Genomic DNA, 15,814 nt, shown 5'->3' on the forward strand with positions numbered 1-15,814 from the left:
GTGGCGATCCATGAAGTCCTCCGTTGGGGCTTCGGCCCGGTTTTCACCCGCGGAGTAGATCGCGTCCTTCTCCGTGTCAACGAGATCCTCGACGTTCTGGCGACTGGGTGCGGAGCTGCGAAAGATGAGGCTCGCAGCCGAGGTCTCGACGGACTACGCCGCAGGCCTCCTCGGACTCGACCGGGCCAAGATTGCCAACATCGGGCGGGCGTTCGGTCCATCACGCCGGAGCGATTGAGAACCCTCGCCTGCAACTACGACTGTCGCGACGTGGCTTATGTCGACGCGTTGGCCGAGATGGCCAGCGACCGCGGTCGCGGCTGGTGGGACACCTACCGAGGGCAACTGCCCGCAGGGTTGTTGGACATCGCCGAGCTGGAATGGCACGCCGACACGGTGCGGGTCGGCGTAGCCATGCACGTGCCTGGCCTGCTTCAGACCGATCCGTACGCCCGCACGCTGTTCGCCGCCGCCCTGCCCCCGTTGTCGTCCTCCGAGGTCGAGTTGCGAGTGGCCTTGCGTATGCAGCGCCAACAGGTGCTGCACCGAGCCAGTCCCATCGCCTACATCGGCTACGTACACGAGGCCGCGTTGCGTGTGGAGTTCGGCGGTGCCAAGGTGATGCGCGGTCAGTTCGAGCACCTTTGCGAACTGTCCGAGCGAGAGAACATCGACGTCCGCGTCATCCCGTTCAAGGCCGGAGCTTTCCCAGGAGCAGGACAGGCAGTGATCTACGTCGAGAACGGGGTGCCCCAACTCGACACCGTAGAACTCGACTCGGCCCACGGCCCCGAATTCCTGCACGGCCAGTCTCAGCTCGGCAAGTACCGTTCCCACTTGGAGTGGATGGAGTCGGCATCACTGTCCGCCGCCGACTCACGCGACTTCGTGCGGCGTATCGCCATCGAGTTCTGAGGAGCCCTGATGAATGACATCACCTGGGAAGACTCCTTCTGCGCCGAAGGCGCCAACTGCTTTCGCATAGGTGTCGACGACTCCGGCAACACCTACATCGCCGTCGCCGGAGCCGAGGCTCACTACGTCACCGACAGTCGCGACGCGCTGCGGTCCCTGATCAGGGAGATCAAGGCCGGCAAGGCGGATCACCTCTTGTGAGGAAGACCGGTGGGCCAGAGGGGTCGACCCACCGGAGTCCTCGCGGCGCGCCCGGTCAGGGTCAGGCGGCGAACACCCTGCCTTCCTTCACGAGGTAGTTCGTCACCTCGGAGCAGCCGATGGACGGCGTGACGAGCAGGCTCACGGCCAGCGGCGCGGGCTCGGTGCTGGCGGTCGAGAACTCGCAGACGGCGCCGCTGCCGGTCAGCGGGAACCAGAACCAGCCGTCGACGTCGCCCACGGTGACCAGGTCGGTCTCCTTCCAGGCGCCGTTCTTCTGCTTGTAGACCTGAAGCTCCACCGTGGCGGCGTACTGGTCCTCCGTGGACCGCAGTGCGGTCAGCGTGTACTTGTAGTCGCTCCCGAGGACCGAGGAAGCGATCACCTTCTTCTGCTGCGCCGCCGCGGTGTCGGCGCCGGCCGACCCGGCGCCGACGGCCCCGAGGACCCCCGCGGTCAGAAGGGTGACGGCGGCGATCGCGGAGCGACGGCTGCGGGCGCGGTTGCTGAACAGGCTCATGATGTTCCCCCGTGGAACCGGTTTGTACTGAATGGTCACTGTGCACTGAATGGTCATTGTGCGTCGTACGTTCTGTGTGACCACCCACCACGCCCGAGGGTTGTACGGCACTTCCCCATCGGGCACCGCTTGCCGCATCACGGCTAGGACGGGCCGGCGCTGGGAAGGGGTAGTCCTGTCCCCTGTCCCATCGGTCCCCCCACTGCCATGAACTCCTGTGGCCCCAAGGAGAGATGACTCGTGCTCCGATCAAGCACCAGGTCCGTGCTGGCCGCCCTGGCCGCACTGTGCGGGCTGTTTCTGGCGTCCGCCGCCCCCGCCCAGGCCATCGCTCCCGCCCAGGCCGCCGCCCTGGCCCAGCACGGTTCCCGGTTCGTGGTGAGCGAGGCGGAGTTCAACCGCATGTTCCCGGACCGGAACGCCTTCTACACCTACGACGGGCTGCTCGAAGCCACCAAGGCGTACCCCGCGTTCGCCCACACCGGCAACCGGACCGTCCGTAACCAGGAAGCCGCGGCCTTCCTCGCCAACGTGAGCCACGAGACCGGCGGCCTGTTCTACGTCCGCGCGCAGAACGAGGCGACGTACCCGATCTTCTGCGACACCACCCAGCCCTACGGCTGTCCGGCCGGGACCTCCGCCTACTTCGGGCGCGGGGCGATCATGCTGAGCTGGAACTTCAACTACAAGGCCGCGGGCGACGCGTTGGGCCTCGACCTGCTCAACAACCCCTGGCTGGTGGAGACCGATCCGGCCGTGGCCTGGATGACCGCGCTCTGGTACTGGAACACCCAGACCGGCCCCGGGACCATGACCGGGCACGACGCGATCACCGGCGGGCACGGGTTCGGACAGACGATCTGGAGCCTCAACGGCTCCACCGAGTGCAACGGCGGCCGGCCCGACCAGGTCCAGCACCGAGTCGACCTCTACCGCTCGTTCACCCGCATCCTGCACACCCCGCCGGGCGCGAACCTCAGCTGCTGAGCGGGCGGGCTAGCGAGCTAGCGGGCCGGGACTGGATCGGTGGCTGAGGCTCCGTTCCAGTCCCGGACTACTTCGGTGACCGGAACCCGCCGATCTTCTCTTCGAGCAGCTCCGCCAGCCTCAGTGGGGTGCGGTCCTCGTACATCGGGCCCACAAGCTGTACCCCGACCGGCAGGCCCTCGGCGGAGAGGCCCGTGGGGACGGCGGTGGCCGGCAGGCCGGGCATCGTGGCCACTCCGGCCCAGCCGAGCTGGTCCCAGTACGGGTACTCCACGCCGTCGATGTCGATCCGGCGTGCGCTCCCGTCGGGGTTGTGGTCGTGCGGGAACGCGGGAGTGGGCGTGATCGGACACACCACGGCGTCGAACTCGGCGAAGAACCGACGCCAGCCCTGGCGGTGGAACTCACGGCGGGCGTCCGCCCCGACCCAGTCACGGTGACTCGACACAATGCCGCGCAGCCGCGCCGCGTCGAGGCTCCGGTCCTCCGCGTCCAGTCCGGCGGCGAGGTCGCGCAGTGGCTCGTAGGTCTCGACGGGGAAGCGGGCGCCGAAGCCCGCGAACAGCAACTGCGTGTAGAGCAGGGCCGATTCGGCGAGGTCGGGGAGCAGATCGCTGTGCTGCTCCACGCGGGCGCCCGCGTCGGACAGTGCGTCCGCCACGCGCCGCACGCCCGCCCGGACGGCCGAGCCGGTCGGGATGAACGGATGGTCGTCGAGGACCAGGACCCGGTAGTCGCCGAGTCGCTCGTGGCGTGCGGGCGGCAGCCTCAACTCGTAGGCCAGACCCTGCGTCAGCGGGTCCGGGCCGGCCATCACGTCGAGGAGCAGGGTCAGGTCGCGGGCGGATCTCGCCATCGGGCCGACGACGGCCAGGTCCGACTCGACCGGCAGTACCGGCACGGCGGGCGGGACCGAACCGCGTGACGCCAGCAGTCCGAGTGTCGGCTTGTGCGCGTACACACCGCAGAAGTGTGCGGGCGTGCGCAGCGAACCCGCGATGTCGGAGCCGATGGACAGCGGGCCGAATCCCGCCGCCAGCGCCGCCGCCGATCCGCCGGACGATCCACCCGCCGTACGTGTGTGGTCCCACGGGTTGTTGGTGGTGCCGTAGATCTCGTTGAAGCTCTGTATGTCCTGGAGTCCCAGGGGCACGTTGGTCTTGCCGAGCACAACCGCGCCCGCGCTCCTCAGCCGGGACACCTGCACCGCGTCCTCGGCCGGCACGAAGTCCCGGTGCGGTGGCATTCCCCAGGTCGTGGGCAGCCCGGCGATGTTGTACGACTCCTTGACCGTCACCGGGATGCCGAGCAGCGGCCGGTCCTCGCCGCGTGCACGGGCCTCGTCGGCCTCGTGTGCGGCGGCCCGCGCGCGGTCGAAGTCCGGCACGCAGATCGCGTTGACCGCCTTGTCGTCGCGCTCGATACGGGCGATCGCCTCGTCGGTCAGCTCCACCGACGTCACTTCACCTGCGCGCAGGGCAGCGGCGAGGTCTTCCGCCGTCTGAAAAGTCCACTCCATGAAAATGACGGTATCGGCCGGTTGCAGAAGCCACGAAATACTTTTTCGCACAACGGGTGGTGGGTGATTTCGCCCGCCAATGGCTGTTTTTCAGTTGTCGGTTCGCGGGAACGACACCTCGACGCGGCGGTTCTTCTTTCGGCCGGACTCCGTCGCGTTCGACGAGATCGGGTAGTCCTCGCCGTAGCCCCGCACCTCGAACGTGATGCCGGCGTCGTTGAGTTCCGAGTCCAGGATGTCGTGTACGGCGTTGGCGCGCTGTTTCGACAGCACGTCGCCGTGTGCCGACGAACCGAGGTTGTCCGTGAAGCCGAAGACGCGGACCAGGCCGGCGTTCTGTGTCCTGATCTCGTCGGCGATCGTCGCGATACGGGACTTCGCCTCGCCCGACAGCCGTGCGCTGTCCTTCGGGAACAGCACCTCCGCCTGCAACGCGAACGTCACGTCCGCGTTGGTGTCCTCGCGGCGCTCGTCGCCGCTCTGCTCCTCGACGACCTGCTTGATGTCCAGCACCTTGGGCTCCGCCAGGGTGGCGCCCTCGGGGAGTTTCAGATCCGGGTCGTTGGCGTCCACCTCGACCGGCGCGGACGCCGACGGCTCGGTGCCGGGTGGCTCACTCGGGCCGTCGTCCGCCTGCGCGACCGTGCCCGTGGCCAGGAGGACGGTGGTGGTCGCGAGGATGAGTGGGAGACGGGTGCGGGTGCGGGTGCGCATGTGCGTCATGGTCGGGGTCCTCATCCGGAGATCTGGATGGGGGCGGCGGCGAAGGTGGGGAGCTGGAAGGTGACTTCGGTGGTGTCGGTGGGTGGGGCGGGGAACTGCATAAAGACGGCGAGCGCTTCACCGGCCTTGATGGTCGAGAATCCCGTGGTCGTCAGGGGGCGCCCGTCCGTGTCCCGCAGCACGTAGTACCGCTTTTTGCTCTTGGAGTCGACAAGCGTGGCCCCGCCGAGAGACCTGCCGTTTCGGACGATCTCCGTCTCGTTTCCGCTGAGCCCCGCGGGGACCACCGTGGCTTCGGACCCGTCGTTCTTCAACGTGCCGTTCACGGTGACGAATCCACCGGCGTCCCGCTGCGCGGAGGTGATCTGAAGGAGCAGTCCGTCTCCGCCCTTCAGCTCCGCCAGGGGTTCGTCGGCCTGCCCCTCCTGAGCGCTCGGCCGAGATCCGTCCGCCGAGGAGGAAGCCGTCGTCTTCGGCTTCTCGTCGCCGCCGCCGTCACCGCTGCTGCAACTCGCCACCCCGAGGACCAGACCGGCCGCAACGGTCAACGCAGCCATCCCCCTGCGAGCCTTCGTCGTGACCCGAATACTCATGACTCCGCTTCCTTTGTCGCTTGTCGTTCGCTAGTCAGTCGGCCAGGTGGACGTCGAAGAGGTCCTGGGGTTCCGGCAGATCAATGGGATCCTCCGGGTCCACCTCCCAGGTGTCGCCGCCGCACGTGAGGCTGGGCAGCTCATCATCACCGGCGTCCTCGCCGGGGAGCTCGAACGTACAGTCCCGTGGTTCGATCACGGCGGCCGAGGACTCCGTCGAGTACTGGTTCTCCGTGCCCGGAACGATGGAGTCACCGACGGACTTGGTCATGGTCGCCGTGACCTCGTAGCGGAGGGGCCCGACGCGGTCGCACTCAGCCGTGGCGTCGTTCATCCCGGCAAGCTCGTACGCCCGCCCGCAGCCCGACTCGAGCCCCGGGACGTCGCCGTCGAGGATGCGCTGCCATTGGGTCGGGTCGAGGAGCTCGACCACCCAGGCGGCCGTCAGGTCGTCCCGCGTCTGCTGGGCCGCCGCCAGAGCGGCCGCGTCGGCCGCCGTCTGGGCCTCGTTGCGATTCGCCGCCGCCTGACCGACCGCCAGGTACGCGAACGCAAGAAAGAGCAGACCCGCCACCACCGTGATGTAGATGGGGAAGGCCTGCCCTGCGTCGTCGTGCCCGCCCTGACGCCTCAGCCAGTTACTTCGGCGATCTTGGACGTGATCGCGTCGTAGATCGTCTGCCCGATGCTCGTACCGGTGATCGCCAGCACAATCGCCACCACCACCGCGATGATCCCCAGATACTCGACCGCCGTCTGCCCCGCGTCCCCCCGGGCCACCCGGCCGCGCACATACGACATCGCGCTGTTGATCCAGTTGCCCATGACGTTCCCCTCCAGGGTCACCGCTGTCGGTCCCGACGCGGCCACGGTAGAGGCGGGCACCCGTCCTTTCATAGGGCCCCCGGGCCCAATCCCGGGCCCAAATCCGCGACCCGCGCGCCCAGCGCGCCCCGCGCCCCCCACACACCCGCCGCCCCCTCACCGCGCACCCCAGACCGCCATGGCCTGCGCCCGGCTGCCGCTGTGGAGCTTCGCGAAGATGCGGTTGATGTGGTTCTTGACCGTCTTCTCGCTGATGAAGCACGCGGCGGCGATCTGCTGGTTGGTCATCCCGGATGCGATGAGGTCCATGATCTCCGCCTCCCTCGCGCTGAGTCGGAACCTCGCCCGTGCCGAACCCGCTGCCGGCCCCAACGAAGACTGTGCCACAACAGATTGCAGTTGCGAAAGGTTTTGCGATGAAGTTCGTGCAACATTACGGGGGTTGAAGTCACTGCCGTGTGCATTTGCACCTACCCCTGAGAGCAAAGCCTCCGCCGCCGTCGGGGTGAAGTGCGGACGCCCGGCCGTCATGTCCCGCACCGCCGTCACCAGTTGCTCCACCGTGAACTCGCCGTGCACCAGATACCCCCGCGCACCGAGCCGCAGCGCCTCCCGGACCGTCTCCGGCTCACCGCTGTACGTGAGCATCATGACCGGTGCCAGCGGTACCAGGTACGGCAGCGCCGTCACCCCGTCGACGCCCGGCATACGGACGTCCAGCAGGACCACGTCCGGGCGGTGCGCCCGTGCCGCCTCGCACGCCTCGCGGCCGTCCGCCGCCTCCGCGACCACCGTGATGTCCGCGCGGCCGGAGAGCAGCGCGGTGAGACCGGCGCGGACGACGGGGTTGTCGTCGGCCACCACCACCCGCAGGGGCGTGGGGGGCGGGGGCGTCGGCAGGTCGTCGGGTCCGTCCAGGTTCATGAGGCCTCCTCTCTCGTGCGGGTCGGTGTCGTCCGGGCCGGCATCGGGACGTCCAGTCTCGTGCGGGTCGGTGTCGTCAGGGCCGGCATCGGGACGTCCAGCCGGACCTCCGTGCCGTGTGCGTGGTCGCCCCGGCCGATGCGGATGCGTGCGCCCAGCGAGGCCGCCCGTTCCACCATCCCGACCACTCCGAAGTGGCCGGAGCGGCGGAGCTGTTCGAGGGTCAGGTTCGCCGGGAAGCCGCGGCCGTCGTCGTGGACGGTCAGTCTCAGCCGGGTGTCCTCCACGGCCGCCCTGACCTCGACCCGGTTCGGGGCCGCGTGGCGGTGGGCGTTCTCCATCGCCTCCGCCGCGATCGTGCGCAGTTGGCGGGCCACCCAGGGCGAGACGACCGGGAGTGTGTCCGCGCCCCCGAAGGTCGCCGGCACACCCGTTCTCGCCGCGAACTCCCGGACCCCCTCCGCCAACGCCGCGCCCACGTCCGCCCCCTGCTCCTCCGGTTCCGTCCGCAGGTCCGTCAGCAGGTCCCGGGACTCCGCGGCGGCCTGGCGGGCCGAGCGGGCCACGAGTTCCGCCTGTTCCCGCATCAGGCGGGCGTCGCCCTTGCGGGACGTCTCTGCGAGGCCCTCCGCGGCGAGTGCCACGCCGTGCAGGGTCTTCGCCACCGAGTCGTGCAACTCGCGTGCCAGCCGGGCCCGTTCCGCCGCCACCGCCTCCGTCGCCGCGAGGCGGGCCCGGACCTCCGTCAGGGCCTGGGTCGCCGTACCGAAGCGGAGCAGCAGGTTGCGCAGGGTCGAACCGACCGCGCCGACGATCACACACAGGCCGGGGAGGAGGAGCGTCTCCGCCACCGGGACGGGGGTGTCCCGGTTCAGCGTCGCCTGGACCACCCACAGGATCAGGCCCTGGAGCGAGGCGAAGAACGCGGCGCCCCGCCAGCCGTAGACCAGGCCGGCCAGCAGCGGGGTGCAGACGCTGACGTAGGCCAGGGTGCTGTCCGGGCCCGCCGAGATCAGCAGGAAGGCGCCGAAGAGGGTGTCCGCCGCGAGGAGGGTGGGGTGGCGGAGCAGGAGGGGGCCGAACCGTTCCCAGTCGCGGAACAGGACGTACGAGACCATGAACGTCACGACCACGGCCGCGCCGACCAGTTGTACGCCGAGGCCCGGGCCCGCGTTGAGCAGTGCCGCCGGGGCCGCCACCGCGATCATGGCCAGGCGGAAGCCGAACACCTGGCGGCAGAGCGCCTGCAACGCGTTCACCTGGAGGGAGATCGTCGGCTCCGTCGAGCCTCCCAACACCGGGCTCGGCGTGCGCAACCGGGGGCGCCGGGGCAGCCGTTCACGCAGCGAACGCCCACCGGAGAGGCCCGCCGGCCGCACCGTCGGAATGGTCGTCATCGTCGTCACCCGCCCCTTCACTCGCCCGTGATGGAGCCGAAGTCCGTGCCGGAGCCGAGCAGCAGGCCCGCCGCGAGGAGCAGCATCGTGGCCGGGACCATGAACGTCGTGATCATCATGGTCGCCTTGGGGACCGCCCGCGCGGCCTTGCGGCGGGCGTTCTGCGCGTCCGTGCGCCGCATGTCCTTGGCCAGGGCGACCAGTGTGTCGACGATCGGGGCGCCGAGTTCCTCGCCCTGCTGGAGGGCGGAGACGAACATGGCGACCTGTTCGGAGTCGTTGCGCCGGCGCAGTTCCGCGAAGGCCTGGCGGCGGCTCATGCCGAGGTCCATCTGGCGCAGGGTGATCCGGATCTCGTCGGCCCACGGGCCCTCGTACTTCGACGCCACCCGGTCGAGGGCCTGGCGGAAGCCGAGGCCCGCGCTGACCACGACCGCGAGGACGTCGAGGAAGTCCGGCAGGGTGCGTTCGATCTCGTCCTTGCGGACGCGGATGGCCGACCAGATGCCGACCTCCGTCCAGAACGCGCCGAAGGCCAGCAGGAGGAGGGCCACCAGGTAGTCGCCGCGGAGGAGGAAGACCAGACAGCCCAGGGCGCCCAGGAAGCCGTAGACCGCCCGGCGGGCCGCGTAGCGGTCTATGGTCAGGCCGCCGGGGTTGCCCGCGAGGTCGATCTTCCTGCGGTACTTGGCGACCTGCTTGGGGCCCATCATGCGCAGCACGGCGGGTGCGTACCGCATGCCCATGCGGTCGATGAGGGAGTGGGCGTGGCCCGCGCGGCTGGCGCCGACCTCCAGGGCGAGCATCAGGTCGCTGGGAAGCTTCGCGTCGGCGCGGTACATGCGGATGCCGGCGAAGGCTCCCCACACGCTCAGGCCCATCAACAGGCCTAGTAGGAGTGCCATGGTCGTCCTCTCCTAGACGTCGACGCGGGACAGGCGGCGGATGAGGACGAAGCCGATGGCATACAGGCCGAAGGCGATGATGACCGCGGCCTGGCCGTACGGGGAGCCCGTCATTCGGTCCAGGGCGCCGTCCCTGACGCCGTTCATGAGGAAGAGCGCCCCGACGCCCATCACCGGCACGGCGTACGAGGTCATGCTGACCTGCGAGAGCTGGGTGCGGATCTCGCGCCGGGTCTCCTTGCGCTCCTCCAGCGTCTCGGTGATGTTGCGCAGGGCGGCGACGACCTGGCCGCCGGCCCGGTTGGAGAGGACCAGGGTGGTGACGAGGACAACGAGTTCGCGGGACGGGAGGCGCTGGGCCATCTCGTCCAGGGCGTCGTCCAGGGCCACGCCGAGGGCCAACTGGTCGGCGACCTTGGCGAGTTCCTCGCCCGCGGGGGCCTCCAGCTCCTCCGCCGCCATGCCGATCGCGGTGCGCAGGGCGAGGCCCGCGTTGGTGGCGTTGGCCAGGATGCGGGCCAGTTCGGGGAGTTGGTTGATGAACTTCTCGATGCGTTTCTGCCGCTGCCAGTTGAGGAACTGGAGCGCCGCCCACACACCGAGCAGGCCGGCTATCGGGCCGAAGAAGGGGGCGAGGGTGGCCTGGCCGATCAGCCAGAGGCCGGCGACCGCGGTGAGCATGGCCGCGAAGAACTCGCCCGGTGTGATGTCGAGTCCGGTGGCGGCGAGCCGCAGTTCGAGACGGTGGCCGAGCCGGGTGCGGCGCAGCCTGCGGTCCAGGTTGCGGAAGTGGCGCTGCCGCCCGCCGGCCGTGATCTGGCCGGCCGACGAGAGCCGGTCGACCAGGGCCTGGCGCTGGGCGCGGCCGGCGGCGTAGGCGCGGATGCCCAGGACCGCCAGCACGCAGGTGAGCAGGGCGACGCCGGTGGTGAGGTCGATGAGCTGCTGAAGGTCCATGGGGGTGGCCTACCTGGCTTCTCGGGTGGCGAGCATGTCCTCGGTGAGGGCGATGCCGAAGGCCTGCGGGATGGGCTGGCTCGCCATGTACAGGCGGTCCGCGGTGCGGCGCGGGAGCGGGAAGTAGCGGAACTCGCCGTGGATACGGCCGTCGGCGGCCATCGGCCGGGCGTCGAACCGGGCGACCGTGACCAGCCGGTACGGTTCGCCGCCGTGGCTGTCGAGCAGGGCGATCTCGGTGATCCGCCGGGTGCCGTCGGCGAACCGGGTGAGCTGCACGATCACGTCGACGGCGCTGTTGATCTGGTCGTGCAGGGCGATGAAGGGGATCTCGACGTCCGACATGGAGGCGAGGGTCTGGAGCCGCATCAGCGCGTCCTCGCCGCTGTTGGCGTGCACGGTGGCCAGTGAGCCGTCGTGGCCGGTGGACATCGCCTGGAGCATGTCGAGGGACTCGCCGCCGCGGACCTCTCCGACGACGATCCGGTCGGGGCGCATCCGCAGGGAGTTGCGGACCAGGTCGCGGATGGTGACGTGGCCCTTGCCCTCGACGTTGGGCGGGCGCGATTCGAGGCGGATGACGTGTGCCTGCTGGAGCTGGAGTTCGGCCGAGTCCTCGATGGTGATGATCCGCTCGAAGCCGGGGATCAGTCCGGACAGGGCGTTGAGGAGGGTCGTCTTCCCGGTGCCGGTGGCGCCCGAGACGATGATGTTGAACTTCGCCTGCACCAGGCCCGCCAGCAGATACAGCATGTGCTCGTCGAGCGAGCCGAAGCCGATCAGTTCCTGGAGGGTGAAGGAGCGCGGGAAGCGGCGGATGGTGAGCGTCGGGCCGGTCAGGGAGAGCGGCGGGATGATGACGTTGACGCGCTCGCCGGACGGCAGACGTGCGTCGACCATAGGGTTCGACTCGTCCACCCGCCGGTTGACCGTCGACACGATCCGCTCGATGGTCTGCATCAGCTGGTCCGCGGAGGCGAAGCGCAGGGGCAGTTGCTCGACCCTGCCGCCGCGTTCGACGAAGATCGCGTCGGGGCCGTTGACCATGATCTCGGTGATCGAGGCGTCTTCCAGGAGCGGTTCGAGGATGCCGAGGCCGAGGGCCTCGTCCACGACCCGCCGGATGAGCTGCGAGCGTTCGACGGTCGACAGGACCGGGCCCTCGCGGCTGATGATGTGCCCCAGCACCCGCTCCAGGCGGGCCCGCCGCTCGGCCGTGGCGAGCGAACTCATCTCCGCGAGGTCGATCTCCTCCAGCAGCTTCGAGCGGTACGAGGCCACCAGGTGGCCGTCCTCGCCCCGGCTGCCGTGCTCCTCCGGGGAGTTGATGCGTGCCCTCAGGCTCATCGCCGTGGTCCCCTCATGTCAGTGGTCGATCGGCATGGTGGCCGTCTTGGTCGCCGGGTCGAAGTCCCAGCCGGGGACGATGGACGGGATGTCGACGGTGGCGGTGACCTCGACCTCGTCGCCGAGTTCCGCGGGTGAGCAGTTGGTGCCGTCGGCGAGCCAGCTGCTCACCGCCGCCGTGCAGCCGGCCTGCGCCCCGAGGTCGAGGGAGGCGCTGCGCGCCCCGGCCCGCGCCGCCGTGCCGGCCTGCTGGGAGGCGTAGGCGATGATCCCGATCTGGACGACCGCGAGGCCGACCAGGATCAGGATCGGGATGAACCCGAGGTACTCGATGGCGACCTGACCACGGTCGCCTCGGGCGCGTAGGGGACGTAGAGGGCGTAGGGGACGCCGGTGGTGTCGGGGACGCCGCGGGCGCCTGGGGTGGAGTGCGTACGACATGTCAGTCCGTCTCCTCCTCCACCGCGCCCGCCCTGCCGGTCACCTCGAACGAGCCCACGGAGCCCGGGAAGAGCACGGGGACTTCCAGCGTGACGACCGCGGTGACGATGCCCGAACCGCCGCAGGTCACGTTCGCGCCCCCCTCCCACGCGCCCGGCAGCTTGTCGAGCCCCGCCTGTTCGCAGGCGCCCTGCCGCTCCCCCGGTGCCGCCGCCGTCCCGGCCCGTACGGCCTCGTCCGCAGCGTTCCCCGCGAGCGTGAAGGTGTACCCCACGAGCACGCACTGCCACAGCACCACCAGCGTGATCAGGATCAGCGGGGTCATGCCGAGGAACTCGACGGTCACCTGGCCGCGGTCGCCCCGGCGGCGCGCGGTCACCGCTCCAGCTCCTTGCGCCGGCGGAAGGTCGGCGCCACGCGGTCGCCGCCGCCCTGGGCGCTTTCAGCGCGCGCGGCCCGGTCTCCTCGTCCGGCCCGGTCGCCCCGGGCGGACCGGTCGCGGCGTCGGCGGGAGCCCGGTTCGCCGCCCTTGACCAGGCCGAGTTCGCCGGCGAGGGCCCACAGGGCCTGCTTGACGGTGCTCTTGTCGTCGAGTTCGTGGATCCGGCCGGCGTCGACGGCGCTCTGGAGTTCCTTGAAGTGGGCGGGTACGGCGGTGCGGGCGACGGCGGTGCCGGTGATCCGCTGGATGAGGGCCGGCTGGATCTCCGTACCGCGCGTGTGGCGGTTGACGACGACCGTGGTCTCCTCGGCCTTGCGGATCTGGAGCCGGTCCCAGAGGCGGACCATCCGTTTGGCGCCGCGTACGGAGACGACGTCCGGGGTGGTGACGAGGAGGGCCATGTCGGCCATCTCGACGGCGGCGGCGCCGGCGCCGCTCAGCTGGGAGCCGCAGTCGATGACGACGGTCTCGTAGCGGGAGCGCAGGGCGCTGACGATCTGGCGGGCGGAGCGGTCGGTGACCTCCTCGCCGCGTTCGCCCTCGCCGGGGGCGAGCAGCAGGGCCGTACCGGTGTCGTGGCGGAAGACGGCGTCGGCGAGGACGCGGGGCGATATGTCGGTGATGGCGGCGAGGTCGGCGACCGAGCGGCGGAACTGGACGTCCAGGAAGGAGGCGATGTCGCCGGCCTGGAGGTCCATGTCGACCAGGGCGGTGGGGCGGCCGGATGCCTGGGAGGCGAGGGCGAGCTGGACGGCGGTGAGGGTGGTGCCGACACCGCCCTTGGCGCCGCTGACGGTGACGACGGTGCCGCCGACTCCGGTGAACACGTCGGCGCCGTGGCCGAGATGGCGGCGTACGCCCACCGACCACTGGGCGACTGCCTGGACCCGGTTGGCGAGCTCCTCGTAGCTGAGGGGCAGGGCGACCAGGCCGCGGGCGCCGGAGTCCATGGCGGCGGCGAAGAGGCCGGGGCCGGCGTCGGAGGTGACGAGGATGACACCGACGGCGGGGAAGCGCAGGGCGACCTCGCGGACGAGTTCCAGGGCGGGGACGGGGCCGATGCGCTCATGGACGATGACGACCTCGGGCAGCTCGTCGACGGACTCGGCGGCGAGCCGGGAGAGGGTGTCGATCAGCTGGGTGGAGTCGGTGACCGGGTTGACCGGTTCGGCGTCCGGGAGCTGGCTGAGGAGGGTGGTGATGGACCGGATCGCGTCCGCGTCGGCCACCGCCGGAAGAATCCTGGTGGGCATGGCCGCCTCTCACTTGTCCTTGCCGAGTTCGTACGTCCGGTCCGTCTCGGGGACCGTGGTGTCGCTGCCGGGCGCAACGAGGGCGAGCCGGACCCGCTGGGCGAACGACTCCGCGTAGGTGATGCGCTGGGCGTCGATGGCGGACAGCGCGAAGGTGATGGGCACGGCCTCGGTGGCCCGGCTCGTGCGGTCGTTCTCGTCGAGGTCGAGCGGGGTGAGTTCGCCGACGTCGAGGACGCGGGCGTTGGTGACGATGACCCGGGACTGGTCGGGGTCGCCCTCGCGTTCGCCCTCGAAGGTGGCGTAGACGTTGACCCGGGCGCCCGCCGTGATCTTGCCGGCCACGCCGGTCGCCGCGTCGATCATGATGGCGACCTCCTGCTCGCCCGCCTTCAGGGCGGGCTGGTCGACGATCATGTCGCTCTGGAGCAGCGAGCCCTTCTTGAGGGTGGTGACGGCGATCTTGCCCCGGATGTCGGCGAGATCGGTGACGGCGTTCTCCGACAGCCAGCGCTCGGGCATCTCGATCTTCTCGAACTGGCCCGCGTTGAGCGGGGTGTAGGGCGCCACGTTCGACTTGAGCTCGTACGCGGTGACCTCGGGGCCGACCTTGGACTCCACGTCGTTGATGACGGAGAGCACTCCGGCGAAGGCGCCGAGGGCGCAGAGGACCGACAGGAGGAGGAGTATCACGCCGCGGCGCTGACGGGAGTTCATGGACCGAGCGACCTCGTTGGGGGATGGCGGGGACTGCGGGGCGGTTGCGCTGGGGGTCTTGGCTCTCTACGGGAGTCGGGGGCCGGGGCTCTGGCGGTCTGCGGGAGTCGGGGGCCTGGGCTCTGGCGGTCTGCGGGAGTCGGGGGCCTGGGCTCTGGCGGTCTGCGGGAGTCGGGGGCCGGGGCTCTCCGCGGGCGGCGTCACACGGTGATCGCCCTGCGGCCGGCCGCGGGTGGCTCCTGGACGGACGGTGGCGAGGCGGAACAGAAGACGCACAGGTCACCGATGACGTCGAGACCGCACCAGTGACAGCTGGTCTGCCGTACGGAGGTGACGAGTTGGTACAGCACCGACAGGTCGGGCAGATAGGCGCAGAACTCGATGATCCGGCCGGTTCCCCACCAGCGCGCCGAGTCGGCGGGCAGCGGGGTCTCGCGCAGCCCCTGCACCTGCCAGGACGGGGCGAGGGTGGCGGTGACCCAGTCGGACTGGAGCTGGCCCTTGGCGACGACCATCCGTGTGGCGAACTCGGGTCCCGTGAGCGTGGCGCCGGGCCCGATCCGCACCAGCTGCGGCTCCGGGTGGGCGAGTACGGCGAACTGGCTGCCCGGCACCCATGACTTGGCGTGCGCCTTGAGGGTGACGGGGACGCGGTCGAGTTTGGCGACGGAGCCGAGGAGCGCGCCGGCGTGGATGTAGTGGGTGAGCAGCCGGCCCGCGGACGCGAGGACACCGGGGCTGAGGTCGCAGGAGGCGAGCTGGCGCAGCTGGCGGGCGAGGACGGCGACACCGAGCGGGGGCAGGTCGGGGGTGAAGAGGGCGATCCGGTCGCTCTCCAGGAGGGAGCGGATGGTGTGCAGACGGCGCTGTACGGCGGGCGGCGCGGCCCGCGAGCACACGACGACGACCTGCCCGTGCTGGTCGAGCAGCAGCTGCATCTCGACGAGCGTCTGCTCCAGCGGACGCCGGTCGAGGTCGGGCAGCACGGCGCCCGGCAGCGTCCGCTCGTCCTGCGGCGGCAGCGCGAGGTCAACGCCGGTCACGGCAATGGCAGTTGGCACGCGCAGCTCCCGTTTCCCGCCGTTCGGTGTGCCGGTGTTACTCCGGTGCACCGAGGTGACTTCATTGCGTGACTACCTCAGCACTGT

Annotated in this window: 18 protein-coding genes and 1 pseudogene; 3 read left to right on the top strand and 16 right to left on the bottom strand. The window is 70.2% G+C overall.

Annotation, left to right across the window (positions count from 1 at the left end; genetic code table 11):
• Positions 1-124 precede the first annotated feature (124 nt).
• Together ACIQAC_RS11845 and ACIQAC_RS11850 are read left to right on the top strand one after the other, a co-directional pair.
• Positions 125-915: pseudogene (locus ACIQAC_RS11845) on the top strand (DUF5753 domain-containing protein).
• A gap of 9 nt (positions 916-924) precedes the next feature.
• On the top strand, positions 925-1,116 hold the full coding sequence (locus ACIQAC_RS11850; protein WP_402189467.1) for a hypothetical protein: 192 nt from the start codon (positions 925-927) through the stop codon (positions 1,114-1,116).
• Between the two features lie 61 nt (positions 1,117-1,177).
• On the opposite strand, the gene ACIQAC_RS11855 is transcribed toward ACIQAC_RS11850, so the two are convergent.
• Positions 1,178-1,636, bottom strand: a complete 459-nt coding sequence (locus ACIQAC_RS11855; RefSeq protein WP_402189468.1) for a hypothetical protein — start codon at positions 1,634-1,636, stop codon at positions 1,178-1,180.
• 240 nt (positions 1,637-1,876) lie between these two features.
• Here ACIQAC_RS11855 and ACIQAC_RS11860 point away from each other — a divergent pair, with 240 nt between their 5' ends.
• Positions 1,877-2,623 (top strand): chitinase, encoded by a 747-nt coding sequence (locus ACIQAC_RS11860; protein ID WP_402189469.1) that lies wholly within the window; start codon positions 1,877-1,879, stop codon positions 2,621-2,623.
• Positions 2,624-2,690: 67 nt separating this feature from the next.
• Here the strand turns inward: ACIQAC_RS11860 and ACIQAC_RS11865 are convergent, their stop codons facing one another.
• The 15 genes from ACIQAC_RS11865 to ACIQAC_RS11935 form a co-directional block, all read right to left on the bottom strand.
• Positions 2,691-4,142 (bottom strand): amidase, encoded by a 1,452-nt coding sequence (locus ACIQAC_RS11865; protein WP_402189472.1) that lies wholly within the window; start codon positions 4,140-4,142, stop codon positions 2,691-2,693.
• A 90-nt stretch (positions 4,143-4,232) separates the two neighbouring features.
• Complete coding sequence (locus ACIQAC_RS11870) at positions 4,233-4,865, bottom strand: OmpA family protein (protein ID WP_402189474.1); 633 nt, start codon at positions 4,863-4,865, stop codon at positions 4,233-4,235.
• Positions 4,866-4,876: 11 nt separating this feature from the next.
• Complete coding sequence (locus tag ACIQAC_RS11875) at positions 4,877-5,458, bottom strand: hypothetical protein (protein ID WP_402189476.1); 582 nt, start codon at positions 5,456-5,458, stop codon at positions 4,877-4,879.
• Between the two features lie 34 nt (positions 5,459-5,492).
• Positions 5,493-6,092, bottom strand: a complete 600-nt coding sequence (locus ACIQAC_RS11880) for a pilus assembly protein TadG-related protein (protein ID WP_402190656.1) — start codon at positions 6,090-6,092, stop codon at positions 5,493-5,495.
• On the bottom strand, positions 6,089-6,283 hold the full coding sequence (locus ACIQAC_RS11885) for a hypothetical protein (RefSeq protein WP_402190658.1): 195 nt from the start codon (positions 6,281-6,283) through the stop codon (positions 6,089-6,091). The genes ACIQAC_RS11880 and ACIQAC_RS11885 overlap by 4 nt, the downstream gene beginning before the upstream one ends.
• Positions 6,284-6,439: 156 nt before the next feature.
• The gene (locus tag ACIQAC_RS11890; protein ID WP_402189478.1) at positions 6,440-7,207 is read right to left on the bottom strand and encodes a response regulator; all 768 of its coding nucleotides are present in this window, start codon (positions 7,205-7,207) and stop codon (positions 6,440-6,442) included.
• Positions 7,204-8,604, bottom strand: a complete 1,401-nt coding sequence (locus tag ACIQAC_RS11895; protein WP_402189480.1) for a sensor histidine kinase — start codon at positions 8,602-8,604, stop codon at positions 7,204-7,206. The genes ACIQAC_RS11890 and ACIQAC_RS11895 overlap by 4 nt, the downstream gene beginning before the upstream one ends.
• A 17-nt stretch (positions 8,605-8,621) precedes the next feature.
• Positions 8,622-9,509, bottom strand: a complete 888-nt coding sequence (locus ACIQAC_RS11900; RefSeq protein WP_402189482.1) for a DUF5936 domain-containing protein — start codon at positions 9,507-9,509, stop codon at positions 8,622-8,624.
• 12 nt (positions 9,510-9,521) lie between these two features.
• Entirely contained in the window at positions 9,522-10,466 is a 945-nt protein-coding gene (locus tag ACIQAC_RS11905; protein WP_402189484.1) for a type II secretion system F family protein, read from the bottom strand.
• 9 nt (positions 10,467-10,475) lie between these two features.
• Positions 10,476-11,813 carry a CpaF family protein gene (locus ACIQAC_RS11910; RefSeq protein WP_402189487.1) on the bottom strand — a complete coding sequence of 446 codons (1,338 nt, stop codon included), beginning with the start codon at positions 11,811-11,813 and terminating at the stop codon, positions 10,476-10,478.
• A gap of 18 nt (positions 11,814-11,831) precedes the next feature.
• On the bottom strand, positions 11,832-12,254 hold the full coding sequence (locus ACIQAC_RS11915) for a TadE/TadG family type IV pilus assembly protein (RefSeq protein ID WP_402189488.1): 423 nt from the start codon (positions 12,252-12,254) through the stop codon (positions 11,832-11,834).
• A 1-nt stretch (position 12,255) separates the two neighbouring features.
• Positions 12,256-12,579, bottom strand: coding sequence for a pilus assembly protein (locus tag ACIQAC_RS11920; RefSeq protein WP_402190660.1), 324 nt, complete (start codon positions 12,577-12,579; stop codon positions 12,256-12,258).
• Positions 12,580-12,629: 50 nt separating this feature from the next.
• Positions 12,630-13,949 (bottom strand): CpaE family protein, encoded by a 1,320-nt coding sequence (locus ACIQAC_RS11925; RefSeq protein WP_402189490.1) that lies wholly within the window; start codon positions 13,947-13,949, stop codon positions 12,630-12,632.
• Between the two features lie 9 nt (positions 13,950-13,958).
• Positions 13,959-14,666, bottom strand: coding sequence for a Flp pilus assembly protein CpaB (gene cpaB, locus ACIQAC_RS11930; RefSeq protein ID WP_402189492.1), 708 nt, complete (start codon positions 14,664-14,666; stop codon positions 13,959-13,961).
• A 200-nt stretch (positions 14,667-14,866) separates the two neighbouring features.
• A complete protein-coding gene (locus ACIQAC_RS11935) occupies positions 14,867-15,727 on the bottom strand; it encodes a hypothetical protein (RefSeq protein ID WP_402189494.1) in 861 nt (286 codons plus the stop codon).
• Positions 15,728-15,814 lie beyond the last annotated feature (87 nt).

It is taken from the genome of Streptomyces sp. NPDC088387, assembly GCF_044753385.1.
GTDB lineage: Bacteria > Actinomycetota > Actinomycetes > Streptomycetales > Streptomycetaceae > Streptomyces.